Origin of the sequence: Levilactobacillus zymae DSM 19395 (assembly GCF_001434115.1) — a bacterium.
GTDB classification, from domain to species: Bacteria; Bacillota; Bacilli; order Lactobacillales; family Lactobacillaceae; genus Levilactobacillus; species Levilactobacillus zymae.
In genome coordinates this window covers 159,127-183,143 of record NZ_AZDW01000013.1, presented here as the reverse complement: position 1 = coordinate 183,143, position 24,017 = coordinate 159,127, and the positions used below count along the sequence as shown (strand labels likewise).

The window sequence follows — 24,017 nt, the reverse complement described above, 5'->3', positions numbered from 1 at the left end:
GCAACCCACGGTCAACCTCAATTTTCATTCATATTCTAACTGATTTTAGGCCAAATTCAAAATAATTTGACCAATTTTGACTAATTAATTTAAGCCTGCTGTTCCGCCAAAGAGACGATCTTGATCAAGACGTCGGTGGCCTTTTCCATGGTCTGTTCGGAAACGTACTCGAACCGGCCGTGCATGTTTTCGCCCCCGGCAAACAGGTTCGGCGTTGGCAGCCCCATAAAGGAGATCTTCGAACCATCGGTCCCGCCCCGAACCGGGAAGATCAGCGGTTGGATGTCGAGGTCTTCTAGGGCTTGCTTGGCCAGGTCCACCACGTGCATGTCCTTTTCGAGGACCTCGCGCATGTTGTAGTACTGGTCCTTGATGGTGACCTGAACGCGGTCCTGTCCGAAGGCTTGGTTTAGTTGATCGGCCACGCCCCGGAAAAGTTGCTTACGGTCTTCGAAAATCTGCCGGTCGTGGTCGCGGATAATGTAGCTCAGATGCGCCGAATCCACGTCACCGGTCATGCTGTACAGGTGGAAGAACCCTTCACGGCCCGCCGTGTTTTCCGGCCGGTCGTGGGCCGGTAGCTTCGCGTGAAAGTCCATGGCGACCTGCGAGGCGTTGACCATCACGCCCTTGGCTTCGGCGGGGTGCACGTTGGTCCCGGTAATTTCCACCTGGGCGTCCGCCGCGTTAAAGGTCTCGTATTCCAATTGCCCCAGAGGCCCGCCGTCGACCGTGTAGGCGATATCGGCCCCAAAGTCGGCCACGTCGAAGTGGTCCGCCCCGGTCCCGATTTCTTCGTCGGGGCCCAAGCCGATTTCAATCTCGCCGTGTTTGATCTCCGGGTGCGCCAACAGGTACTCCGCGGCCGCCATGATTTCGGCGACCCCGGACTTGTCATCGGCCCCTAAGAGGGTCGTGCCGTCGGTCGTGATCAACGTGTCGCCCTGGTAGTTCTTCAGGTTCGGGAAGACCGCCGGGTCCAGCGTGTACTTGCCAGCGGCGTCTAGCTTGATCACAGAATGCCCATCGTAGTTTTCCACGATTTGCGGTTGGATGTGTTCACTGTTAAAGTCCGCGGTATCGAAGTGGGAAATGAACCCGATCTTAGTCACGTCCTTGTCGGTGTTCGCCGGCAGCGTCGCGTACACGTAGGATGATTGCGGGTTGATGTGCACGTTTTGTAAGCCAATCGCAGTCAGGTCCTGCACCAACCGATGAGCAAATTCGGTCAGGCGCGGCGTCGACGGAATCGTCGTCGAGTGCGGGTCCGAACGGGTGTTGACCTTCACGTAGTCCAGGAAACGGGGAATCAGGTTTGCATACTTTGCCAAAAAAATCACTCCTCAGCTTAATTTAATCTCATGGTTAGTTTACACGCCGGTCCGGTCAAAGAAAAGTAAACGGGTCGGTGTTCAGGGCCGTGGCCTGAATGGCGACGTCCCAATTGTTTTCGCTGGCCCAGGTGGTAAATATCTGGGTCAGGTGGGGCTGACAGATACTTTCGATGTGGTGGCCGGGATCGATCACGCTCAGCCCCGCCGCCAACATGTCGTGGGCCGGGTGGTAGGACACGTCACCGGTCACGTACACGTCGGCATGGTGTTGCAGCGCTGCGGGATAAAATTCACTGCCACTGCCGCCCAAGACGGCGACCCGCTGAACGGGGGCCGCCGGGGTGTGACTGATCAATCGCAAGCCGGTCAAGCCGAAGACCGTTTTACAGTGTTCGGCAAAGGCCCGGACCGTGGTGGGCTGCGCTAGCTCGCCCACCCGGCCCATGGTCACCGCCGGCGTGGCACCCTGACCGTTGCTGGGAACCAGGCCCTCACAGTTTTGCAGGCCTAACGCGGCGGCCAGCCAATCGTTCATCCCCCCCGGGGCGCTGTCCAGGTTGGTGTGGGCCGCGTAAACCGTGATGTGGTGCGCTAAAATCGTGGCGTACATCTGGTTTTGCGGCACACTCAAGTCCAGCGTCTTGGCCGGATGAAACATCGCCGGGTGGTGCGCAAAGATGAAGTCGGCGCCTACGTCGATGGCCTCTTGGACCGTTTCCGGCCGGACGTCTAGCGTTACCAGGACCTTATGCACGGGGGCGTCTAGGTCCCCCAATTGTAAGCCCGGGACATCCCAGGGTTCCGCCCAGGATTTCGGGGCAAACTGTTCGAAGCGTTCCACTAACTCACGCGCGCGCATGGGCCAAGACCTCCTCAATTTGGTGTAATTCGGCGGTCAACGCCGCCACCTTCTCCGTGGGCACCTGCTTGGCCCCCTGCATCTGCTGTAAGACCTCACGGGTGCGTGACGCCTCGTGTTGCCACTTGGCGATAAAGGCCGCGTTAGGCGCCGCCAACAGGAACGGGCCGAACCGTAACTCGTCGGCCGTGTAGCTGACCGCTTCCGTGGTCCGGTCGGCGACCAGGACTTCGTAGATGTGACCGTCTTCGGCCAAAATCTCTTCGGCCACCAACTTAAAGCCGTGGGTCATCAGGAATTGGCGAATCTGATTGGCACTCACGTTGGGCTGAAGCACCAGGCGGTTGACGCCCGTGAGACGGTCAAAGTCCTGGGTCAAAATATTGGTGATCAACGTGCCACCCATCCCCGCAATGGCGACGGTATCGATGTGGTCGGCCGGTTCGATGGCCCGTAACCCGTTGGCCAATCTGGCGGTCAGCCGGTCGCTAAAGCCCTCGCGTTGAATCTCGTGTTGGGCGTTTTCAAACGGGCCGCGCACCACCTCGCCGGCCACGCCGCCTTGGATCACGCCCCGTTTCAAGAGATTCACGGGGAGGTAGGCGTGGTCGGTCCCGATGTCGGCCAACCGGCTTCCCTGGGGAATATAGTGGGCTACGGTCGCTAGGCGCCGTGATAAATGGTCTGCATCCATGTCGTAACTTCCTCTCTAAATTGACTGCTTACCTCTTAGTATAAGCTAAGTCCCGCGTTTTAGATACCCACCACTGACGGGGTCCGCCCAACTAACGGTTAGCAAAAAGGTAGCGGGTCCCCCGACCATTTCAGTCGCAGGACCCGCTACCTTCAAGGGGGCGCCCAATTTTTAGGCACTCCCGTTATTTTTTAACGCAATTACTCTTTTTTCTCCGTCTCGCGGGCTTCGGCATTTGCGTGCCGAGCAATCCCGGAATACGGGTACGGGTAGGTAATCTTCATGACCGCAGGCATTACGATTGGCAACAGGATGATCAATAAGACGATCCCTAAGATCACGGCCAACGCAATCTGGATCAACGTCATGACGCCGGATGGAATCAACGCGGCAAACGTCCCGCTCAAGATGATCCCGGCCGAGATGACCACGGTCCCAATGACCGTAGCGGCCTGGAGCATCTTGGTACTCGTGGCCCCCGGTTCGTGCAGGTATTCCCGGTACTTGCGCATCAGGAAGATCGAGTAATCGACCCCCAGCGAGATCAACATGACGAACGTGAAGAACGGCGTGTTCCAGGTCAGCATGTTGGTGCCCAAAATTGGCTTAGCCAACCAGTGAACCAGCGTTAAGGCCCCGGAGTAAGCCAGGATCAAGATGCCTTCGATCACGATCGGTTGAACCAACGAACGCGTAACTACCATCAAGGCGATAAAGATTCCGGCTAACATGATGATCACCGTGCGGGTGAAGTCCCCGGACGCCATCTCGTTGATGTCGTTGGTCTGGGACGTGTTGCCCCCGAAGGCCACCTTGGCATTCCCCAAGCTCGTGCCCTTCAGTGAACCGGTGACGACCTTTTCCAGTTTAGGCAGGCGCGCCATGGCGGCCGCGGAACTCGGGTCGTCGTTTAAGACCACCGTCAGCTTGGTCAACTTCTTGTTCGGTGACAAGTAGGTCTTCAAGGCCGGGGCAAACGACTTGCCGTGTAATTGCTTGGCCGGAATGTAGAAGGTTTGCGACGCCGCGGACTTTTGCAAGCCCTTGAGGTAGCCGTTCGCCGACCCGACCCCGCTCGATACGCTGGACAGTCCGGTCGTTGCCGACCCTAAGCCGGCCTTCAACGTCGCCAGTTGTTTACTCATCGATGCTAGCTTGGTCGCCATGGTTTGGTTGCCACTGGCGACCTGACTGGCACCGGAAACCAACGTCGGCATCTGCCCGTTGATCGTGGTCATAGCACTTTGCAGCTGACTCGTCGCACTGGCTAACTGGCTAGACTGCGAACTAGCCGTTTGTAAGGCCGTCGCCGCCCCCGGCAGAACCACGTTAGACTTCTGGGCCAGCGTGGCCACGGCACTTTGCAGCTGACTCGTCGAGCCTTGCAGCGTTTGTAACTGACTGGCAACGCTTTGGTCCGCGTTACCAATGGCCGTCGCGTCGCTACCGATCTTGGTCAGGGAACTCGACAGCGTCGACTTCAATTGTTGTTGGGCGGCCGCCTGCTTGGCTAAGACGCCGGCCAAGACCTGTTGTTGCGTCGCGGACAACGGGGCCCCGGCGGCGGTAAAGGCCGCGGCGACGCTCGACGCCGAAACGGATGGCAGGTTACCCATCGCGCTTTGAATGTTGCGCAACTGGGTCGCAATGTCTTGCGTTTGACTCCCAATGGTGGTCAGTGAACCGGTGACGCCACTAGCACTGGTCGAACTCCCGGAAACTTGGGTGTTCAACTGTTGAATCGCGGCGTTCAGCTGTGGTAGTGCCGACTCTAATTGAGCCAGTTGGGCCGCTTGTTGCCCGCCCGAGGCCGAGGAGACCTGGCTATTCAACGAGTTGACCCCGGTCGAGACCTGGGAGATCGCCGATTGCAGTTGCTTAGTCCCACTGCTGACCTGTTGGGCCCCGCTGGCGAGTTTTTTGGCCTGACTCACGGAGCCGGAAACGTTTTGCTTGCCCAGCTTACTGTTGGCGGACTTGAGGCCCTTGTTGATCTTGTTGACCCCTTTTTGGGCTTGGACCAAACCGGTGGTGACCGAACTCATCTGGTTCCGGACGTACAGTTTCTTGATGGCCTTACCACCGGGTTGGGTGACGGACGCCACGGTCTTGACCCCGTCAGATTGCTGCAGTTGCTTGGTCAACCGGTCAATCAGCAGTAACGATTTTTCGTTATCTAACTTATGAGTACTCTGGATATAAATCGTCGTCGGCTCGGCCGTCCCCTTGGAGAAGTGTTGTTGAACGACCTTGAAGCCTTGCTTGGCGGGCACGTTGTCGCCAATTTCAACCAAGTTATCGTAGTCCAGCGTACCGTGGGACGTCAGGGCCAGCGGAATAAAGATGATCCCGACCAGCAGTAACGTGATCACCGGGCGAATCATCGAGTGCTTGGCCATGTTATGCCAGAGCCGGCTATCGCCTTCACCCTGGAACTTCTTAACCGGCCAGAACATCTTCGGTCCGCAAATCGCCATGAAAAACGGGTTCAGCGTCAGTAAGACCGCCAGTAACACGACGACCCCGACGGCAATCCCCACGGCGGAGCGGTAAAGTGAGAAGTTGGCAAAGCCCAACACACTCATCCCAATCAACACGGACAGCCCGGAATACAATACCGTGCGGCCCCCGATACGGATGGCTTCTCTAGTTGCGGTATAGCGGTCCTTTCCGTTGGCTAACCGCTCACGGAACTCGTTATACAGGAGGATGTTGTAGTCGGTTCCAATCCCAAACAACACGATGACGATGAAGACTTCCGTGAAGTTGGAGAACGGGAAGTTGAAGCGGTCGACCAGGTTGGCGACCACGGAGATCGAGGTGATCACCGAAACGGCCACGGTCAATAATGAGAACAGCGGCGTAATCGGTGACCGGAAGACCAACCAAAGAACTAAGAAAATAAAAATGGCGGCAATAATTTCGGTCTTCTGGACCCCGGCCTGCGTGGCGTCCGAAAAGTCTTGGTTCAAGACGTCCGCCCCGGTGACGTAGGTGGTCACGCCACTGGTCTTGGCCAGCTTGGTAATCTGCGAGCGAATCGTCGTGATGGAATGACTCGACGACTTATGGACGTTCAGTTGGAGCAGCTGGGTACTCTTATCCTTCGAAATCAGTTGCGAAGCGGCCGTGGAACTATCACTGGCCGCCGTGATCGACCGGATCTGATACTGATCCTCATGATTTTTAATCCGTTGAATCGTGTTATCGATCGCCGTATTTTGCTGACTCGTTAAGGCCGAGTCGCCGTTATTGAAGACCACGACCACGGCCGTGGTGCCCCGTTGCGAACGCCCCCATTGCTTTTGCATGTTGGTGGCCCGGGTACTTTGATAACTGCTCGGTACGGTGATTTGTCCCTTATCGGCTACTAATTTACTCATATTGGGAATCGTGAGGACGGCCAGTAGGACAATGACTAGCCAGCCGATCACGTTCCAGATGTAGTGTTTGTTCATCCAGCGCAAAACGTGAAAAACCTCCTAAAAATTCAATTCTCTCGTTGCTGTTGCACTTGTTTGACCTTACCGCTTTAGCCAGCGCGTCCAGTCGAGCTGGAGGGCCTGACGCCCATCCGTCGGTAAGACCGCGCCAATCGTCAGGGAGGCCAACTGCTTACGGTAAAGCGCCTCGGCCTGGTCAAACACGGCGAGGACGTTGGCCACCGGGCGTTGATCCCGGAAGTTTTTTAACTGAAAGGTCCGCATGAATTCGGCCTTGTGATCCAGCCCAAACACCTTGTTGACCAATCCCGTATTGGTGATAAATGACTGTTGCCCCTCAATCGCATCGAACACGTCTAGCAGGGTGATCTGCTGCGGGTCCTTGGTCAAAACGATGCCCCCGTCGCGCCCCGAGACGGTCCGTACGATCTGCGCCCCGGCTAACTTCTGGACGATTTTCTTCAAGTAACTGGTTGAAATCCCCAGGCGTTCGGCCACCAGTCGGCTCTGCAGCGGAATCTGCCGGTCCTGAATCCCTAACAAGGCCACGATACACAGGGCCTGCTCTAAACTCGGTTTAGCTTTCACCGAAAAGTCCTCCTTTCACCCCAAGTCAAGTCACGTTTAAACGAGATACATTATATCCCCTTTACCGCAAATTTCAAGACCATTTACTCAATAAAACACCATTATTGGGAATTGATTTTTCATGTAAACGATTGCAACCAAACATCACCTGATTTAGTGGCAACAACCAACCTAAAAAGCGAGTTTAGCCGCTTTCGACGCTAGACTCGCTTCGTAATTACGCCATTAAGATGTTTTGGCGGACGCCGCTCGGGACCTTCTCCCGGGTGACGGCCTGCCAAGATTCCACGTTTTGACCCTTGGTACGAATGGCCAAGTACTTTCCCCGTTTGAGGCGCCATTGGGTGTCGAAGGTGATAGTCCGGGCTTGCCCGGTCGCGTTATAGGTGACCAGTCGATACTCGTATTCCTTTTCGCCCCCACCGCCAATAAACTGCCGTACCGGTTGCACGCTGGTCGAGGCGTACACGGTCTCGGTCTGAACTAACGGATTCACGTTGTCGATGGCCATGGCCACCTCGGAACTGCGATTCTTGGTGAGCCCCGGTAAAACCACCGCGCCACCAATTAAAATCACACCTAAGACGATTCCCGTGGTGATTAATTTCCCCAAAATTTTCATGTTGTTCGCTCCTCTTTATTGGTTAATTACTCAACTAACTGACTGACTGACTATCATAGAATATCGAACTTCACGCGACTTGTCAATTAAAAGTTGTGCGTGGCGGGGGCCTTAAGCGAAAATTTAAAAACGGCACAAAAAAATGACGATCAGCTCGCGCTAATCGTCATTTTTTACGGAATTATTCTAAGAAGTCCTTTAATTGCTTACTCCGAGATGGGTGGCGTAACTTCCGGAGCGCCTTGGCTTCGATTTGCCGGATTCGTTCCCGGGTCACCCCGAAGACCTTTCCGACTTCTTCCAAGGTCCGCGTCCGCCCGTCGTCTAAACCGAACCGTAACCGCAAGACGTTTTCTTCCCGGTCGGTCAAGGTATCCAGCACGCTTTCGAGCTGTTCCTTGAGCAGTTCGTAAGCCGCGTGATCGGCCGGACTCGTGGCGTCTTGGTCTTCAATGAAGTCTCCCAAGTGCGAATCGTCTTCTTCCCCAATTGGGGTTTCCAACGAAACGGGTTCTTGGGCGATTTTCAAGATTTCCCGCACCTTTTCGGTCGGCATATCCATTTCGGCCCCGATTTCTTCGGGTGTTGGTTCCCGGCCCAAGTCTTGGAGCAGTTGCCGTTGGATCCGGATCAACTTGTTGATGGTTTCGACCATGTGGACCGGAATCCGAATGGTCCGCGCTTGGTCCGCGATTGCCCGCGTAATCGCCTGCCGAATCCACCAAGTGGCGTACGTGGAGAACTTGAACCCTTTCCGGTAGTCGAACTTTTCGACGGCCTTCATCAGCCCCATGTTCCCTTCTTGAATCAGGTCCAGGAATTGCATCCCCCGGCCCACGTAACGCTTAGCGATAGAGACCACCAACCGTAAGTTGGCTTCGGCCAGTTCTTGCTTGGCCGCCTCGTCGCCCTTTTCGATCCGTAAGGCTAAGGCGACTTCTTGGTCCGCCGTTAACAGGCTGACCCGCCCAATTTCCTTCAGATACATCCGCACGGGATCGTTGATCTTGACCCCGGTGGTGGTTGAAGCTTCCTTTAATTCTTTCTTTGAAACGGCTTTTTGAGCTTTAACGGCCCGTGGGTCTGGTTCACCCTTTGCGTCGACCACGCTAATCCCGGCATCGGAAATCGTCTCTAATAACTTATCCATCTGCTTGGCATCCAGCGAGTAAGGTGAAGCCACCTTATCAGTGAGTTCATCGTACGTCATGTGGCCGGCTTTTTTGGTGTTCTTAATTAATGCCCGCACCGTTTTGTTGTATGCCTTTTGATCAAACATTGGTTGATCCGTGGTCTTTTTTGCCATTAAAATACCCCCTAGACTAAACTTGTTTGTTTGCCTGTCGTTGTTGCTCCAACTGCACAATCTCGATGACGAGTTGGCGCTGTTGGGCCGCATCGCCCAGTCGCGATGCCTCCGTTAAGGCGCGCTTCTTCGCGCGAAGCTGCGCGTCTAACGGGGCCTCATCCATGATGACCTTCAGATAGTCGTCAATTTCTCGCGGGGTGACCGCCGTCAGAGAAATGGTCGACTCCAATTCAATTACCAGTTGCTGGAGTCGTTCTTCCTGAATGAAATCGGTGAACTGGGCACTTTGGTACGCTTGGTGTGTTTGAAAATAACCCTGGGCCAGGGTATAAATCACTTGATAATCGTCGTGCACGAAACAAAAGTCGGGGACCTGAGTCACTTTGGCCCAGACGTTGCGATCATGCAACAGCCAATACAACAGTTGGCGTTCCGCGCGTTCCAGGCGCGTCAACGGCCGCCGTTGTTGGTGAACCGTTTCAACCGGCGCCGTCAGGGGCACCGGGGTCGGCGCGGGAACGTGTTGGCGTTCCTGTTGAGCCGCCGTGCTTTGCCGCACCTGCTTGAGTTGCGCTACCAGGGCCGACTTATCCAGCTGGAATTCGTTGGCTAGCTGGTTTAGATATAGGTCCAACGCGACGGGTTCGCTGACCTGAGCCAACAACGGCATCACGTCGTTGAGGTAGGCCAACCGTTCACTGTCGGTGTCCAAGGCCCGGTCGCGCCGCAAATACCGTAGTTGAAAGCGGATGGGCGTTTCCTTGGCACTTTGCATGACCTGTTGAAACGCCTCGTCGCCGTGTGCACGCCGGTACTCGTCGGGGTCTTGCCCCTCCGGCAGCTGGATCACGCTGACTTGCAAATGACTATGCTGCTGCAACAGACCAATGGCCCGTTGCGTAGCGCGTTGCCCCGGCGTATCCCCGTCGTAACAGACGTTGATCTTATCCGTGGTGCGTTCGATGGCGTAAATCTGTTCGGTGGTCAAGCTGGTCCCCATCGAGGCAATCCCGTTGAGCACCCCCGCCTGCGCCGCCGAAATCACGTCCATATACCCTTCAAACAACGTGACCTCACCCGCCTGCCGAATCGCCGGTCGGGCCAGGTCAAAGTTAAAGAGTAACCGACTCTTGGTAAAGAGCGCCGTTTCGGGACTGTTGAGGTACTTGGGTTGGTCCTCGGTCTTCTTCAACACCCGTCCGGAAAAGGCCGCCACGTGGCCGCTCGCATTGCGCAGCGGAAACATGACCCGCTCGGTAAAGCGGTCGCGCAGTTCCCCCTGCGTATTTTCGATGAACAGGCCACTTTGCCGCAAAAGCTGATAATCCGCCTGCCGTTGGTCAAAAAACGGTTTGAGTAACCGTTGGCCCGGCGCAAACCCTAACTGATACTGCTCAATCGTGGCGTCGGTCAGTCCCCGCTGATGCAGGTAATCCAAGGCCGGCTGACCCATTTCCGTATTCACCAGGATATGGTGGTACAACTTTGCCGCTTGTTCGTGGAGGTCGATCAGTTGCCCGGTCTTGGAATCCACGGCCGGCGCATTGGCTTCCTCGCGGTACTCGGTATCCAGGTCGACGTGACTAAAATCGGCCACCTTGACCACGGCTTCACGAAAGCTGACGTGTTCCAGTTCCATCAGAAACTTAAAGACGTTGCCGCCCCGACCACAACTGAAGCAGTGAAAGATCTGCTTATCTTCCGAGACAGAAAATGACGGCGTGCGTTCCTCGTGAAAGGGACATAACCCAAAGAGGTTTTTCCCAGATTTCTTTAACTGAACATACTGACCGACCACATCGGCGATATTGGTCGCTGTGCGGACGGTTTCGATCACGTCTTCCGGAATCTTCGCCATCGTTAGCCCCCTTCCGCATTCAGTCCCGCACCCTAGCCTTGAAAAGTCGCACCCCGGAAACCCGAAAAGTGCGACTCTTTGATTGGAATTCGTGCGTAGAAATACATAATATATAATACCACGAAGCCGAAAATCGGCCAAGCAAAACGCTTAACTTTTCACTTGGTTCCTGTTAAATTGATGGATTACTCATTATAATCGCTCGTCGCTAAATTGCAATTAAGTTGCTTCCCGTCAAAAAAGCCGGGGCTAGCCAGTCGCTAGTCCCAGCTTTAACGTTAATCGTTAGCGGTCAGCCACTGGTCCAAAACTTGAATAAATTCGTCGTGTTGGTCCAGTAACGCCAGGTGCCGACTGTTGGCAAAAAGGTGCCACTTGGCGCCCGGAATGTGGTCATACACGGACTTGGCAATCAGCGGCGTGCACAGGTCGTCGGTCCCGTTGGTCACCAGCACCGGCACGTGAATCTTATGCAGCTGGTCGGTCAGTTCGAAGTCGCTGATAGTTCCGTTTTCGGTAAACTCGTTGGGACCCTCGGCAATGCGACTGGCCCGCTGACCGTTCGTCGGCCGCCGGAGGGGTTCCGGTGAGTTTTCATCGGGATCGTCCCAACAGTACCGTTCCATGTAACGGTCGTTGGCCGCTAAATACTTGGGCCCGTCGAAGTGGCCGGTCCGTTCGGCCTCAGCGATGGCTTCGCGGTCTTCGTAACTCAGGTAGGAAATCAACCGGTGTTGTTCTTGGGTCCACAACTTGATGGACGCGGGCGAGCCGTCGATCATGACGCTCTTGACCCCCGCCTGGCTGTAGTTGGTCAGATAGAGCATTTCGAGCATCCCGCCCCAGGACTGGCCCAACATGTGAACCTGGTCCAGATGCAGGTATTGGCGTAACGCCACTAACTCTTCGGCCCAGGTTTCCTTGACGTAGACGCCCTCATCCTCTGGCAATGAGGATTTTCCGCAACCAACTTGATCGTACATAATCAATTGGCGACCGGTGTTGGCGTAATCGTCCAGCAGTTCGAAGTAGTTGTGCGACGACCCCGGCCCACCGTGAAGCAGTAATAGTGGCGCCTTATCGGGATTGGGTTCCCCCACAATCCGGTAGTACGTCTTAAATCCGTGGAACGGCATGTAGCCTTCTTGAATCTTCATCTAATGACTTCCCCTCTAAATGAATTCTCATTTATTTTTAATCATTTCATAATTCATCGATAATTTCAAGTCTCGGTGATTAATCAACGATGCGGTCTCGCCAAAATTTCTCCGGTTACCGGCGATGCCACCACCAGTAGCCCATCCCCAAGCCAATCATTAGCAGCAGGACCCGTAATCCCCAGCCCAGCACCCACAAGCTAACCATGACGCGCAAAAGAGACGTTAACGTTAACTTCATTAGCGCGCCGTCCTGGTCATCAACGCCGCTAAATTCTGCAGGTTTGCCTGAAAAGCGGATCTAGCGTTGGCCATTAAGAGCGTCAGAGGTAATCCCCTGACGGCCGAAGTCGTTGGCACTAGTTCTTCGGTGATTTGCGTCCGGGTCCCCCGTGGGGTTAAATCGAACCGCAGTTGGTAGGTCAAGCGGCCTGCGGTGCTGTGGTACACGACCTGCCGCGTCGTAGCGGTTACGGTCAGAATTTCGTACCGGTTCAGGGCGGGAACCGAACGCGTAATTGCCCACCCGTTGGGGCGCACCGTCAGGGTCCCAATCCCCGGATTCCATTGTGGTAGTCGTTCAGGCGTGAGTAATAGCTGACGCACCTGTGTCACTGTCGCGGGCACCATGATTGTCAGACGGAATAAACGATTTGTCATTGAAAGCAACCTCCTTTAATGATGGCTCCACTCTACGCGTCACGCCGCGCCAATCAAAATCAGAATTCTGATAATCCGGTCGGCCGATAGACTTTTTCGTGAAACAGGTCGGTCAAAAATTGGGACTTTTGCTGGGCATCCCGTTGACCGGTTGGATCAGACTGACGGGCCGCTAACTGTGCCAATAAGTAATAATCATTCGCCAACAAATAGTGCGTATCGTGCTGGGTCGCAAAGGCGATGCCCCGTTGGAGCCACTGCGTCGCCGTAACGGGCTGGTCGCAAGTCATCAGTGCCGCCAGGTAAAACACAATGTTTAAATTTTTTTCGTAAGCGGCGCGTTCAATCCCCGTGATTGCCTGCCTCAACGCCCGCTTAGCGGCTTGCGGGCGGCCCTGACGCCGCGTCACCAAGGCAAACGCCGCCCAACTCAACCGTGTCATCGTCGTTAGGGGGTGGTATTGACGCCCCAAATTAACCGCCAGTCTGAGATGATCCCCGGCCGCCGTCAATGAGGGGTCTATCTGAAACTCCGCCACGCCCAGGTAATAATAGTAGGCCTGGGTTTGCGCGTCGGTGACCACCTGTGCCACGGTTGTCGGCGCGAGTAAATCAGCCTTCAGCGCCGCGTATTCGTGGCGGTTACATAGTTGTTCCAAGCGCTGATCGACCGCCGCTGTCGGACTCACCGTAACTCCTTGGGCCAAACTCACCTGGTCCAGCGAAATCTCCAACCGACGGCACAAGGCCATGAACAGTTGGGCGTTGGGTCGGTAGTGGTCGTGTTCGATGGCCGACAATAGCGACTGGGAACATAGGCCCGTAGCGACCCGCTTTTGGGTCCAGCCGTGCTGTTGTCGTACCATTTTTAGCGTTGCTCCTAGTGACATTCGCTTCATCTCCTAAGGCTCACTCTATCAAAAGAGTGCCAGATTCCGCGACTCTTATCCACCTAAAAAGGCATCCGGCTAAACGATCCGGGTGCCTCACTAATTAACGTTGTGTTGCGTATTGGGTTAGTCGGTTCGGTGGTAGCTGTTGCCACGCCTGCGTGTAGAATTGATCATTCAGTTGGTAGTGCGGGCGCGCCTGCGGTTGGGTCAAAAACGGCTTCACCCGTTGGTCCATGGCCAGCCACCCCCGCCAGCCCAAATGAATCGTGTCGGCCATGAAGTACGGCACGTTGCCTTGACGACTCAGGTCACAGACGTGGGTGAACCCCTGCGATTGCAACTGGTACCGAATCTTGCGGTCAAACTGCCGGAGCATCGTCGTCGAAAGCCCCGTGTAACGGGCCCACTTGGCGTTGACCGGCGGGATCACGAATAAAACATTAGTGTGTAAGCGGGCAAACTGATCCAAGACTAACTGAAAATCCGCAAACTCGGGCGAACGCGTGTAGTCGAGGTCGCGTTGAAAACCGCGCAATTTGCCCTGCCGAACCGGCTTCTTCAACCCTTGATTATAGAATTGATTCCGAATCCCAAACCGGTTATTGCTAGTCTGTTCGCGCCCCAAGCGCACACTCAACCGATCCAAGGCCCGATACGACTCGTGACGGGGTAACAACGCCGCCTGCTGCGCCACGTGCGCCGAGTTAAGCGACGGGAGGTTGACGCTCGAGAAGAACTGGTCTTCACGCGTCAGTAACTGCCGTTTAAGTTTTAAGTAGAATAACTGATGTGCCGTCAGTGCCCGGCCGGTCGCCGTACGGTGGAGCGCCGCCTTTAACAGCTGATCTGATTTGGCTCCCGGTAGGTGTAACAGCCGTTGGGCGGCGTAGCGGTCCATGGCGCTGTGCCGGTCCTTGAGTAACCATTCCACGGTCTGCAGCTGAGAGTAGTAGAAGGCAAAGGCGTCCGGGCGCATCCCGTCCTTGACGAACCACTGCGGCGAGATTACGAAGACCGCCCGGCCATTTTTCAGGGTGCCCTGCAGGTTTTGCATCACCAAAAACTGGGTCAACGACTGCGTGCCCCGCGCCCCGAGTAAAAAGGGCCGGTAGTTGCGGTGATACTTCTGGGCCAAGACCGCCGGGTGGGTCGGTTCAAACCGCGACCATTCGGACGACCCCATGAAGGGCACGTAGTTTCCCTGAAAGGCGGCCTGCTTGATGTGCTCGCCCTTTAAAACGTTGGCGGACAACGATACCGCCGCTCGTTTTTCGGTGCCCGCCCCCACGTGTTTGAGGCCAAAGTTTCCCGGTGAAAATAGCACGACCAACACTAAAATTCCCGCCAATAAGACGGGACCCAGAACCTGTAGTAATCGTTTACCCATTAGTCCCGCCCCCCTGATTTGGTCGCGACTAGCTTGCTTTGTAATTGCTTCAACTTGCTAACTCCCCCTCGTGCCCAGGTCCCCGTTCCCCCACATCTCACGGTTATCGGTCCTAGGCGAATTCCCTTTCTAAGGTTAGCACGGGGCATGTGGTTTGCAAAGTCACCCACCTAACCTTAAATCTTTTTTCAGTTTTCGGTCGGTCCCCCGTCAGCCCGCTAGTTAGCGCCTATCGCGTGGTCGGTATTCCTGGTATACTTAACGGGGTCCAAATCCTGACGACCGAAAAAGCTGCTAATCTACGGGGAGTTTTTCATCATGAAATTAATCAACGGACTAGGGGTAACCCTCCTGCTCGGCACTGCCGTGTGGACGGGAACCACGCTACAAGCCAACGCGAAGACGCTGACCTGGCATGCGGGGACGCCCAAGAGTCTACGCAAAACTTGGTACCATAACGGGGCCGGCGACAACAAGGCCTACATCACTTATTCGGCGACTAAGAGTACGGGGAACTTATTACAGGCCACTAACGCTAAAGCCACCTACGCCAAACTACCGGGGTACGGCTTAAAAAAGTTAAAGTACCAAGCCCTGGGTCATCACGTTTACCGGTTAAGTGGCATCCAATATTCGCCTAAGGGATCTACGGTCCAATTCGACGGTCAACGGCTGACCTACCAAGTCAAGGTCGTCTCCAAGCACCAGCTACACTTCTACAAGGGCTATGCCAAATACGTGACGAAACCCGCCTTCAAAGTCGTCGCCCTCAAGCAACTGACCCGCTAAATTCGGAGCGCTCACCCTCGTTGGGGGGCGCTTTTTTCGCTTGGTGGCCCTTGAACCACTGGGTTGATATTAATTTTTTAGTTAAAGTATTTTATTTAATAATTAATATTTTAACCATTCCATCATTGATCACGTGACGAGCTACCGTTAACCGGTCACAAATGCGTCCTCGTGACGCATCTGTGACACTTGCCAGCTTTTCGGGTATACTAATCTTAAACGCTAACAGGTAACACCTGTGACAGGAGGTCCCCTCATGAACGGACAAGAACGTTTAGCCGAACAATCGCGTCAGCTACTGGTCGAGGCGTTATTTACCTTGCTTGCCGACAACCATTACGGTGAAATCACGGTCACGGATTTGACCACCCAGGCCCAACTCGCCCGGCGCACCTTTTACCGGTCCTTCGCCAATAAGGATGACTTGTTGGCCTTCTACGGCAACCGAAGTCTGCGCCGGTACCAAGTTGTCCGCCGAGAAAAGCTCACCGCCACCGCCGATCTCCAGACCGCCATGACCTTTTTCTTCCAATTCTGGTGGCCCGAACGCCACCGGTTGCGTTTACTCATCCAGCAAAATCTCTTTATGGGGCTTTTGACCCAGTCACGGGTCACTCTAACCCCGCAGGACTTGGGGCTAAACCCGGCGGCAACTCCCTACCTCACCAATTTTCTCATCGGGGGGCTGTGGACCACCCTCAACACGTGGCTGGCCCAAGCAACGCCCGAACCGCCCGCCACGGTCGCCCAAACTTTGCTGCGAGAACTGCCGCAACTCCCAACACAACCTTAATCTCAACACAAAAATCGGACCGTGACCCAGTCTAGCCGGGTCACGGTCCGATTTTTAACTGCATTCAGTTTAACTTACTTCACCACTAATTGGTCCAAATCGCCTAATTCTAAGGCCAATTGAGCTAAACGCGTCAATTCGGCCAAGCGGTTGTTCCGCACGGCCTCGTCGTCGGCCATGACCATCGTGGCTTCGAAGTAGTCCGCGATGGCCGGTTGAACGGCGACTAAGGCGGCATACAGGGCCGTTAAGCCTTGCGGCGCTGCCTGAGCCACGTCGTCAATCCCTTGGTGTAAGGCCCCTTCACTGGCGTTTTCGAACTTGTTCGCGTCGATCGTCACGCTGGCGATGTCCTTCGGTGCCTTTTGTGACAACCGGATGACCCGCGTCAACGATTCGATGACCGCCTTGAAGTTTTCGTCAGCCGCGTGGGTCGTCAAAATGTCCGCTGCGGTGAAGAGGTCGGTAATGTCACTGCTACTACCACCTAAGACGGCGTCGATGATGTCGTGACGCACCTTGGTACCACGCAGCATCTTCCGCACCCGTTCCTTGATGAAGTCCACGACCGCGTCGATCTGGCTGGCTTGGTCCAGTTGTGGAGCCACGTGAGCCGTTTCTTCCGCCGCAATGAAGGCCGTGGCCAGGTTGGCCACCGGTAAGGACCAGTTCTGGTCCGTTGCAATCCGCACGATCCCCGTGGCTTGCCGCCGTAAGGCATACGGGTCGTTGGACCCACTCGGGATCATCCCCGCCGCAAAGAACGTCAGGATGCTGTCGAACTTGTCGGCCAAGGCTAAGACCGCGCCCGGCACGGAAGTCGGTAAGGCCCCGTCGGCCGAGATTGGTTCGTAGTGTTCGCGAATGGCCTGGGCCACCGCGGGATCCTCGCCGTTCAGTAAGGCGTACTTTTCACCCATGACCCCTTGGAGTTCGGCAAATTCACCGACCATCCCGGTAACTAAGTCAAACTTATAGATTTGACTAGCCCGAACGGCGGCCTTGGTCTGCGCGTCGTTCAAGCCTAACCGGGTGGCTAAGACGGTCACGATGGCCTCAACGCGGGTCATCTTTTCGGCCATGGTACTGATCTTATCGTGGAAGCTGACACTCTTCAGCCGTTCCACGTAGTCGGCAATGGTCTTCTTCTGGTCTTCCTTGTAGAAGAACATCGCGTCTTCCAGGCGGGCCGTTAAGACCTTTTCGTTCCCCGCCACCACGTTTTGGAGGTCGTGGTCGGTGCCGTTCCGCACGGAGATGAAGTTCGGCAACAACTTGCCGGCCTGGTTCCGGGCGTAGAAGAACCGTTGGTGGTCCCGCATGGACGTGATCAGGACTTCTTCGGGGATCGTCAGGTACTTTTCGTCGAAGCTGCCGGCAAAGGCGGTCGGCCATTCGACTAAGTTGTTGACTTCTTCGAGAAGACCGGCGTCAACGTTAATGGTCCAGTCGTGGTCCGCCGCGATCTTCGCAATCTGCTTCTTGATGAGTTCCTTACGCTTGTCCGCGTCGGCGATCACGAATTCACTGGTCAACGCTTCTTCATAATCGGCCGCCGTGGCTAAGGAGATTTCCTTACCCAAGAACCGGTGGCCGCGCGTCAAGCGGTCGGTCGTAACGTCTAAGATGCTAAACGGAATCACGTCGCTATCCAGTAACGCCACCAGCCAACGAATCGGCCGGATGTATTCGAAGTGGTGAGTCCCCCACTTCATCATGGTCGGGAAGGTCATCGCCATGATGATCTCGCGTAAGCCGGCCAAGACTTCGGCGACCGGCTTACCGGCGATAAACTTATCGACGTAAACGTATTCGGTCCCCTTAAATTCCTTGAAGACGATGTCGTCGGGCGTCAGGCCCTGACCGCGGGTAAACCCGATGGCCGGTTTCGTCCAGTTACCGTCGGCGTCCTGGGCAATCTTCTTGGCCGGACCCTTAACGGATTCGCTGATGTCGTCTTGCTTGTCGGCCAAGCCCGTGATTTCTAACGCTAACCGCCGGGGCGTCGAGAACGGCTTGATGGTGTCATAGCTGATCCGTTCGTCCTTCAAGTAATCGGCAACGCGCTTCTGAAGTTGCCGGATGGCTGGCGTTACCACGTGGGCTGGCATTTCTTCTAACCCAATTTCTAGTAAAAATGTGTGTGCCATTATTTTGCCTCCTCAGAATCCGCTAATAATTTTTGCCGTAAGGCGTCGTCCTTGATCAACGGGAAGCCGCGCTTCTTCCGTTCGGCCACGAACGCCTTGGCGATTGACCGGGCCATGTTCCGAATCCGGGACAGGTAGCCGGCCCGTTCCGTTACGGAAACGGCGCCGCGAGCGTCCAACAGGTTAAAGGTGTGGCTACACTTGAGCACGTAATCGTAGGCCGGGTGCACCAGACCGTTAGCGATTTGCTTCTTGGCTTCCGCTTCGTATTCGTCGAAGTGCCGCGATAACATGGCTTGGTCGCTTTCTTCAAAACTGTACTTAGAGTGTTCGTATTCGGGTTCCTTGAAGATGTCCCCGTACTTCACCCCGTCGCCCCATTCCAGGTCGAACACGGAGTTCACGTCTTGAATGTAGGACGCTAACCGTTCCAACCCGTAGGTGACTTCGGAGGTCACGGGATCCACCGTTTGGCCCCCAACGACTTGGAAGTAGGTGAACTGGGTGACTTCCATCCCGTCGAGCCAGACTTCCCAACCAACCCCGGCACAACCCATGGATGGGTTTTCCCAGTTATCTTCGACGAACCGAATATCGTGTTCGAGGGGGTTGATGCCCAGTTCCTTCAAACTGTTCAGGTAGAGTTCCTGAATGTTATCGGGAGACGGCTTCATGACCACTTGGAACTGGTGGTGTTGGTATAACCGGTTAGGGTTTTCCCCGTAACGGCCATCGGCAGGCCGCCGAGAAGGTTCCACGTACGCCGCGTTCCAGGGTTCTGGTCCAATGGCCCGTAAGAACGTGTACGGACTCATGGTTCCGGCCCCTTTTTCGGTATCGTAAGCTTGCATCAGCATGCAGCCCTGTGCGGACCAGTACTGCTGTAACTTTAAAATAATCGCTTGCATGGACAGTTTTTCTGTCATGGATGCGTTCCTCCTTATTGATCTAAATAAGCACACAAAAAAGTCCCCACGCGAATCTACACTAAAAAGATTCACGTAGGGACGAATTAATTTCGCGGTTCCACCCTACTTCTAGTCACCGACTAGCAGCTTACTTGGAAACGACTCCGAATGCGCCAACGTCTCAGAATCACGCTTCGGCTTGCACCGTCCCGAAGTCGCTAGGTCGTTAATTCTGACACTTATTCATTCATCTTTGCCGACTTATTTAACTGTGATTAATCATAAGCGTCTCAACCAGTCTTGTCAATCATCATTGACCGATGGCTTTTGTAACCGTGGCGCCCAGGACTGCATCTGGTCCAAGAAGCGTTTACTCTTAGGGTGCACCCCGATTTGACTCGCGTAGATTTCATCCATCAGCTGCCGTAGGGCGTGTTCGGTGCTGGGCTTGACCTTGATCTGGTGGACCTTATCCAGGTCGATCACCGAGAATTGGCGCAGGTAGTAGACCGTGCGCGGACTCAGGTGTAACCGGTGCGGGTCGGCTGCCCAGTGCTGTTGACATAACAGGCCCCCGTAGCTTTCCGAATAATCGAACGGCAGGTCCGTGCGACCGCAAATGGCACAGCCCTGTAACTGCGGCGCCACCCCAAAGGCGGGCATCAATTGAATCTCCATGATGTTGGTCACGATGGCCGGGTTCTGGCCCTCGTCGATCAGTTCCAGTGCCCGGTACACCCGGTGGTACCAGTCCGGTAGCGGTTGGCTATCCGGAAAGGCCACGTCCACCAGACTCATGATGTAGGTGGCGTAGGCGTTCTTAAAGATGTCTTCGCCGATGCCCTGAAACTGGCTGGTTTCCCGGGGCGTGCGGATGTAGGACAACCCCGTGTCGGCAATGTCGCCCATGTAACTGCCCACGGTAAACGGCAGGATATCGGCGGTCATCTTGAACCCGCGTTTCTTGGCCCCGCGGACCAAAAACATCTTTTTGCCAAACTCCTGGGTCAAAAATTTAACCAGGTAGTCCCGTTCGGCGTAATCTCGCCGAAACAGCAGGATGCCGTGAAAATCGGCGACGTGATGGGCCATGGAATCCCTCCCTCAAACGAAACGGTGCTCACCGGTCAGACCCGCGAGCACCGTTTTTTAACGATTAGTTTTAAATATCACTCTTGCGGTAACCGTAAGACTTCAACAGGCTGGACTTGTCGCGCCAACCGGGTTGGACCTTCACGAACAGTTGCAGGTAGACCGAACTCCCCAACAGGTGTTCGATGTCTTGCCGGGCCAGCGTCCCAATCTTCTTGAGCATGCTGCCCCCCTTACCGATCATGATGCCCTTTTGGGTCGGCCGTTCCACGATGATCGTGGCTTCGATGCGGACCTGGTCGTTCTTTTGGGTCTTCATGCTTTCGATTTCAACGGCCACAGAGTGTGGCACTTCTTCTCTGGTCAACATGAAGATCTTTTCGCGAATCAGTTCACTGACCACGAACCGTTCGGGGTGGTCCGTCAGTTGGTCTTCGGGGTAATACTGGGGGCCGTGTGGCATCTGGTCCACCAAGTCACCCAGAAATTCGTCGACGTTATTGCCTTCCAGCGCCGAGATCGGGTAAACGGCCTTCCAAGGCAAGGCCTTTTTGTATTGGTCCATGACCTTTAATAAGTCGTCGGGGTGGATCTGGTCAATCTTGTTGATCAACAGGTAGACCGGCGCCTTAGCGTTCTTCAAACGGTCGATGATGAAGTTATCCCCGGCCCCGCGCTTTTCGGCGGCGTTGATCATGAACAAAATGGCGTCGACTTCGTTCAACGCGGACAGCGCCGACTTGACCATGTAATCGCCCAGCTCCGTCTTGGGCTTGTGGACCCCCGGCGTATCGATGAACACGATCTGCGCATCATCGGTGGTGTAGATCCCCTGGATCTTGTTCCGGGTGGTCTGCGCCGTATTCGACATGATGGCGATCTTTTGGCCGATGACCCGGTTTAAAAACGTGGACTTCCCCACGTTAGGCCGACCCACGATGGCCACGAAGCCCGATTTGTAATTTGGATTATCCATAACTTTTTCTCCTTAAAACCAGCGACTGAGCGCCGGTAACATCACTAAGCAGCCGACGACCACGGCAAATAGTGCCGCCAGTAAGACGCCACCCGCCGCCACGTCCTTGGCCCGTTTAGCCAGGTCGTGGTAGGTCTGGCCCACCACGAGGTCGACCACGGCCTCCACGATGGTGTTGAGCGTCTCGGCAATCAGCACCAAGAAGATGGCCAGCGTCAACCACAGCCATTCGTTGAGCGTCAACCGTAAAATGACCCCGGCAACGATGGCCAGGCTCCCCACCAGCAGGTGCTTCCGAAAATTGCGTTCGTAACGGTACAGGGCTTTTAACCCGTCAACGGCGTGCCCGAGGGATTGGCGAAATGCCCGGTTCTTGCCCGTCTGACGGGTCGGCTTATCGCTTGAGGCCATAGGCATCTAAGATGTCCGCTTGCAGCTTGAACATGACCTTTTCGTCCGCCGGTTCCATGTGATCGTAGCCGTTCAGGTGTAAGAACCCGTGGACCACTAAGAACCCGAGCTCCCGTTCGTAGGAGTGGCCCAGGTACTCGGCCTGCTCACTGACCTTGTCCATCGACACGAAGATGTCGCCGATGTTTTCGGGGATCTCGGCCGCCAGTTCGTCGTCCATGACCAACGGGAAGTCGTCATCGGCGGCCTCGTCGTCTTCAATGGCAAAACTGATCACGTCGGTCGCCCGGTCGACGCCCCGGTACTGCTTATTGATCCGGTGGATGTCTTCGTTATTCATCAGCGTGACCGACATTTCGGTATTGTCCGCCAGTTTCAGGTAATCCCCCGCAAACTGTAACACGTCTTGAATCATCTGCACGTGCTTGGCCGGTACGCCGGCTTGGGTCTTGTCGTAAATCTCTAAATCCATTATTTCTTAGCTCCATTTGGTTTAGTATCGTTGGCTTCGTAAGCGTTAATGATGCTGGCCACGACGGGATGCCGGACCACATCATCGGCACTGAAGGTCACAAACGAGATGTGACCCACGTTTTGTAAAATGTGTTGGGCTTGCACCAACCCGGACTGGGCGTTGTGGGGCAAGTCGATCTGCGAGATGTCCCCGTTCACGATCATCTTCGAACCGAAGCCCAACCGCGTCAGGAACATCTTCATCTGGGAATTCGTTGTGTTTTGCGCTTCATCCAAGATGACGAAGGCCGATTCTAACGTCCGCCCCCGCATGTAGGCTAGCGGCGCGATCTCGATCACCCCACGGTCCATCAACCGGGTGGTGTGTTCGGCGCCGAGGATGGCGTATAACGCATCGTAGATGGGCCGCAAGTACGGATCGACCTTTTCCTTTAGGTCCCCCGGTAAGAAACCCAGGCTCTCGCCGGCTTCCACGGCGGGCCGCGTCAAAATGATTTTTTCGACGTCACCGTGTTTGAGCGCCGCAATCGCCATGACCACGGCCAGATAGGTCTTCCCGGTCCCGGCTGGGCCGATGCCAAAGGTGATGTCGTTGTGCTTGATGGCGTCGATGTACTGCCGTTGCCCGAAGTTCTTGACCCGCACCGGGCGGCCCTTCGCATCGTGAATCAAGGTTTCGGTGTACAGATCCTGGAAGTACTCCAGCGTCCCCCGTTCGGCCATCTTCATGGCACTCACGACATCGGCACTGTTCAACCGAATGCCCTTGGCCAAAAGCGCGCTCATGTTCCGTAAGATGTTGAGCGTGCGGTCAACCGCGGTGGCGTCACCCGCAACTTTGATTGAATTGCCGAAGGGCCGAATCGTGACGGCGAGCCCCTCTTCTAGTAAAGTGACAAATTGATCTTGTGCACCCAACAGGGCCGCTTCGTCGGCCGGATGCTCCAAGATATATTCTTTTTCAATCATCGCGTTTTCAGTCAAATACAGTTGCTCCTTTGTCTTAAAAAATTAAGTGTACTGATACTTGAATTTTAGCATACCACCGGGGATTGTAAAAGGATTGACCGTTAAAATCCGCCGGGAGTTAGCTGCCCTGATTCTCCGGGGACAACGCTTGCGTTAAAATGAGCCGGTTGCGGAGGCGTAACCCGTTCTCCCAGATGGGCAGTGCATAATGGCGGGTAAAGTAATCCGGTTCGACGGTCACGATCCGCAGGCCACACTTTTGGTACAGGTAGAGTTGCCCCAGGCTGGTACTGCCGGTCGCCACCCGTAACGTGGTTTGCCCGTGTTCGCTGCCCCATTGTTGGGCAAACCGGATGGCGGCTTGGCCGATCCCGCGCCGTTGTTTCGCGGGTACCACGGACAGATTGGTGATTTCTAAGACGCGGTGGGCCCGCACCGTGAGGACCAACACGCCGACAAGTTCTCGCTGCCAAAATAGGGTCAACCCGGTACTTTGGGGCAAATAGGTCATCACCTGGTCCCACTCGGGGTCGGCCTGCAAGAGCAGGGCCCGAATCGCCGGGCTGACCGTCTGAAAACGTTCGTACTGTAACGCCATTCGTCACCCTCCTCACCAGAAAAGCCACCCCGGGCAACGGGCCCGGCAGTGGC

The 24,017-nt window shown here is 55.4% G+C and carries 23 protein-coding genes; 2 read left to right on the top strand and 21 right to left on the bottom strand.

Features of this window, described 5'->3' with window-relative positions:
- Positions 1 to 89: 89 nt before the first annotated feature.
- From pepT to dltD, 13 genes are all read right to left on the bottom strand, one after another.
- Complete coding sequence (gene pepT, locus FD38_RS02480) at positions 90 to 1,331, bottom strand: peptidase T (protein WP_057730835.1); 1,242 nt, start codon at positions 1,329 to 1,331, stop codon at positions 90 to 92.
- Between the two features lie 55 nt (positions 1,332 to 1,386).
- On the bottom strand, positions 1,387 to 2,193 hold the full coding sequence (locus tag FD38_RS02475) for a Nif3-like dinuclear metal center hexameric protein (protein ID WP_057730833.1): 807 nt from the start codon (positions 2,191 to 2,193) through the stop codon (positions 1,387 to 1,389).
- Entirely contained in the window at positions 2,180 to 2,887 is a 708-nt protein-coding gene (locus FD38_RS02470) for a tRNA (adenine(22)-N(1))-methyltransferase (RefSeq protein ID WP_057730831.1), read from the bottom strand. Before FD38_RS02470 ends, FD38_RS02475 begins: the two co-directional genes overlap by 14 nt.
- A gap of 200 nt (positions 2,888 to 3,087) precedes the next feature.
- Positions 3,088 to 6,354, bottom strand: a complete 3,267-nt coding sequence (locus tag FD38_RS02465) for an MMPL family transporter (protein ID WP_057730829.1) — start codon at positions 6,352 to 6,354, stop codon at positions 3,088 to 3,090.
- Positions 6,355 to 6,411: 57 nt separating this feature from the next.
- Entirely contained in the window at positions 6,412 to 6,918 is a 507-nt protein-coding gene (locus FD38_RS02460) for an RrF2 family transcriptional regulator (protein WP_057730828.1), read from the bottom strand.
- A 217-nt stretch (positions 6,919 to 7,135) separates the two neighbouring features.
- Complete coding sequence (locus FD38_RS02455) at positions 7,136 to 7,540, bottom strand: YxeA family protein (protein WP_057730826.1); 405 nt, start codon at positions 7,538 to 7,540, stop codon at positions 7,136 to 7,138.
- Positions 7,541 to 7,721: 181 nt separating this feature from the next.
- Positions 7,722 to 8,852: an RNA polymerase sigma factor RpoD gene (gene rpoD, locus FD38_RS02450; RefSeq protein ID WP_371862390.1), complete on the bottom strand. Its 1,131-nt coding sequence runs from the start codon at positions 8,850 to 8,852 to the stop codon at positions 7,722 to 7,724.
- A 10-nt stretch (positions 8,853 to 8,862) separates the two neighbouring features.
- On the bottom strand, positions 8,863 to 10,707 hold the full coding sequence (gene dnaG / locus FD38_RS02445) for a DNA primase (RefSeq protein ID WP_057730823.1): 1,845 nt from the start codon (positions 10,705 to 10,707) through the stop codon (positions 8,863 to 8,865).
- Between the two features lie 278 nt (positions 10,708 to 10,985).
- Positions 10,986 to 11,864 (bottom strand): proline iminopeptidase, encoded by an 879-nt coding sequence (gene pepI / locus FD38_RS02440; RefSeq protein WP_057730822.1) that lies wholly within the window; start codon positions 11,862 to 11,864, stop codon positions 10,986 to 10,988.
- Between the two features lie 115 nt (positions 11,865 to 11,979).
- Positions 11,980 to 12,105 (bottom strand): hypothetical protein, encoded by a 126-nt coding sequence (locus FD38_RS13065; protein WP_263862342.1) that lies wholly within the window; start codon positions 12,103 to 12,105, stop codon positions 11,980 to 11,982.
- The gene (locus FD38_RS02435) at positions 12,105 to 12,524 is read right to left on the bottom strand and encodes an SRPBCC family protein (RefSeq protein WP_057730820.1); all 420 of its coding nucleotides are present in this window, start codon (positions 12,522 to 12,524) and stop codon (positions 12,105 to 12,107) included. The genes FD38_RS13065 and FD38_RS02435 overlap by 1 nt, the downstream gene beginning before the upstream one ends.
- A gap of 59 nt (positions 12,525 to 12,583) precedes the next feature.
- Positions 12,584 to 13,414 (bottom strand): helix-turn-helix domain-containing protein, encoded by an 831-nt coding sequence (locus FD38_RS02430; protein WP_057730819.1) that lies wholly within the window; start codon positions 13,412 to 13,414, stop codon positions 12,584 to 12,586.
- 103 nt (positions 13,415 to 13,517) lie between these two features.
- Positions 13,518 to 14,804, bottom strand: a complete 1,287-nt coding sequence (dltD, locus tag FD38_RS02425; RefSeq protein ID WP_057730817.1) for a D-alanyl-lipoteichoic acid biosynthesis protein DltD — start codon at positions 14,802 to 14,804, stop codon at positions 13,518 to 13,520.
- A gap of 318 nt (positions 14,805 to 15,122) precedes the next feature.
- Between dltD and FD38_RS02420 the strand changes: the two genes are divergently transcribed.
- Both FD38_RS02420 and FD38_RS02415 read left to right on the top strand, forming a co-directional pair.
- The gene (locus FD38_RS02420) at positions 15,123 to 15,593 is read left to right on the top strand and encodes a hypothetical protein (protein ID WP_057730815.1); all 471 of its coding nucleotides are present in this window, start codon (positions 15,123 to 15,125) and stop codon (positions 15,591 to 15,593) included.
- Positions 15,594 to 15,849: 256 nt separating this feature from the next.
- Complete coding sequence (locus FD38_RS02415) at positions 15,850 to 16,386, top strand: TetR/AcrR family transcriptional regulator (protein ID WP_057730814.1); 537 nt, start codon at positions 15,850 to 15,852, stop codon at positions 16,384 to 16,386.
- Positions 16,387 to 16,460: 74 nt separating this feature from the next.
- Here FD38_RS02415 and glyS read toward each other — a convergent pair whose 3' ends face one another.
- The 8 genes from glyS to FD38_RS02375 form a co-directional block, all read right to left on the bottom strand.
- Entirely contained in the window at positions 16,461 to 18,536 is a 2,076-nt protein-coding gene (gene glyS, locus FD38_RS02410) for a glycine--tRNA ligase subunit beta (RefSeq protein WP_057730812.1), read from the bottom strand.
- Complete coding sequence (glyQ, locus tag FD38_RS02405) at positions 18,536 to 19,462, bottom strand: glycine--tRNA ligase subunit alpha (RefSeq protein ID WP_057730811.1); 927 nt, start codon at positions 19,460 to 19,462, stop codon at positions 18,536 to 18,538. The genes glyS and glyQ overlap by 1 nt, the downstream gene beginning before the upstream one ends.
- A gap of 285 nt (positions 19,463 to 19,747) precedes the next feature.
- Complete coding sequence (recO, locus tag FD38_RS02400; protein WP_057730809.1) at positions 19,748 to 20,536, bottom strand: DNA repair protein RecO; 789 nt, start codon at positions 20,534 to 20,536, stop codon at positions 19,748 to 19,750.
- 70 nt (positions 20,537 to 20,606) lie between these two features.
- Entirely contained in the window at positions 20,607 to 21,512 is a 906-nt protein-coding gene (gene era / locus FD38_RS02395) for a GTPase Era (protein WP_057730807.1), read from the bottom strand.
- Positions 21,513 to 21,524: 12 nt separating this feature from the next.
- The gene (locus FD38_RS02390; protein WP_057730806.1) at positions 21,525 to 21,929 is read right to left on the bottom strand and encodes a diacylglycerol kinase family protein; all 405 of its coding nucleotides are present in this window, start codon (positions 21,927 to 21,929) and stop codon (positions 21,525 to 21,527) included.
- Positions 21,907 to 22,395 carry an rRNA maturation RNase YbeY gene (gene ybeY, locus FD38_RS02385; RefSeq protein WP_057730804.1) on the bottom strand — a complete coding sequence of 163 codons (489 nt, stop codon included), beginning with the start codon at positions 22,393 to 22,395 and terminating at the stop codon, positions 21,907 to 21,909. The genes FD38_RS02390 and ybeY overlap by 23 nt, the downstream gene beginning before the upstream one ends.
- On the bottom strand, positions 22,395 to 23,381 hold the full coding sequence (locus FD38_RS02380; RefSeq protein ID WP_057730803.1) for a PhoH family protein: 987 nt from the start codon (positions 23,379 to 23,381) through the stop codon (positions 22,395 to 22,397). Before FD38_RS02380 ends, ybeY begins: the two co-directional genes overlap by 1 nt.
- A 103-nt stretch (positions 23,382 to 23,484) precedes the next feature.
- Positions 23,485 to 23,964, bottom strand: a complete 480-nt coding sequence (locus FD38_RS02375) for a GNAT family N-acetyltransferase (protein WP_057730801.1) — start codon at positions 23,962 to 23,964, stop codon at positions 23,485 to 23,487.
- Between the last annotated feature and the right edge of the window lie 53 nt (positions 23,965 to 24,017).

Excerpts from the sequence above, each read along its gene's own strand:
- dnaG (WP_057730823.1), bottom strand. The coding sequence starts at position 10,707 with ATGGCGAAGATTCCGGAAGACGTGATCGAAACCGTCCGCACAGCGACC.
- FD38_RS02375 (WP_057730801.1), bottom strand. The coding sequence starts at position 23,964 with ATGGCGTTACAGTACGAACGTTTTCAGACGGTCAGCCCGGCGATTCGG.
- FD38_RS02455 (WP_057730826.1), bottom strand. The coding sequence starts at position 7,540 with ATGAAAATTTTGGGGAAATTAATCACCACGGGAATCGTCTTAGGTGTG.
- FD38_RS02430 (WP_057730819.1), bottom strand. The coding sequence starts at position 13,414 with ATGTCACTAGGAGCAACGCTAAAAATGGTACGACAACAGCACGGCTGG.
- dltD (WP_057730817.1), bottom strand. The coding sequence starts at position 14,804 with ATGGGTAAACGATTACTACAGGTTCTGGGTCCCGTCTTATTGGCGGGA.
- recO (WP_057730809.1), bottom strand. The coding sequence starts at position 20,536 with ATGGCCCATCACGTCGCCGATTTTCACGGCATCCTGCTGTTTCGGCGA.
- FD38_RS02435 (WP_057730820.1), bottom strand. The coding sequence starts at position 12,524 with ATGACAAATCGTTTATTCCGTCTGACAATCATGGTGCCCGCGACAGTG.
- era (WP_057730807.1), bottom strand. The coding sequence starts at position 21,512 with ATGGATAATCCAAATTACAAATCGGGCTTCGTGGCCATCGTGGGTCGG.
- ybeY (WP_057730804.1), bottom strand. The coding sequence starts at position 22,395 with ATGGATTTAGAGATTTACGACAAGACCCAAGCCGGCGTACCGGCCAAG.
- FD38_RS02390 (WP_057730806.1), bottom strand. The coding sequence starts at position 21,929 with ATGCCTATGGCCTCAAGCGATAAGCCGACCCGTCAGACGGGCAAGAAC.
- pepI (WP_057730822.1), bottom strand. The coding sequence starts at position 11,864 with ATGAAGATTCAAGAAGGCTACATGCCGTTCCACGGATTTAAGACGTAC.
- FD38_RS02420 (WP_057730815.1), top strand. The coding sequence starts at position 15,123 with ATGAAATTAATCAACGGACTAGGGGTAACCCTCCTGCTCGGCACTGCC.
- glyQ (WP_057730811.1), bottom strand. The coding sequence starts at position 19,462 with ATGACAGAAAAACTGTCCATGCAAGCGATTATTTTAAAGTTACAGCAG.
- glyS (WP_057730812.1), bottom strand. The coding sequence starts at position 18,536 with ATGGCACACACATTTTTACTAGAAATTGGGTTAGAAGAAATGCCAGCC.
- FD38_RS02470 (WP_057730831.1), bottom strand. The coding sequence starts at position 2,887 with ATGGATGCAGACCATTTATCACGGCGCCTAGCGACCGTAGCCCACTAT.
- FD38_RS13065 (WP_263862342.1), bottom strand. The coding sequence starts at position 12,105 with ATGAAGTTAACGTTAACGTCTCTTTTGCGCGTCATGGTTAGCTTGTGG.
- FD38_RS02475 (WP_057730833.1), bottom strand. The coding sequence starts at position 2,193 with ATGCGCGCGCGTGAGTTAGTGGAACGCTTCGAACAGTTTGCCCCGAAA.
- FD38_RS02415 (WP_057730814.1), top strand. The coding sequence starts at position 15,850 with ATGAACGGACAAGAACGTTTAGCCGAACAATCGCGTCAGCTACTGGTC.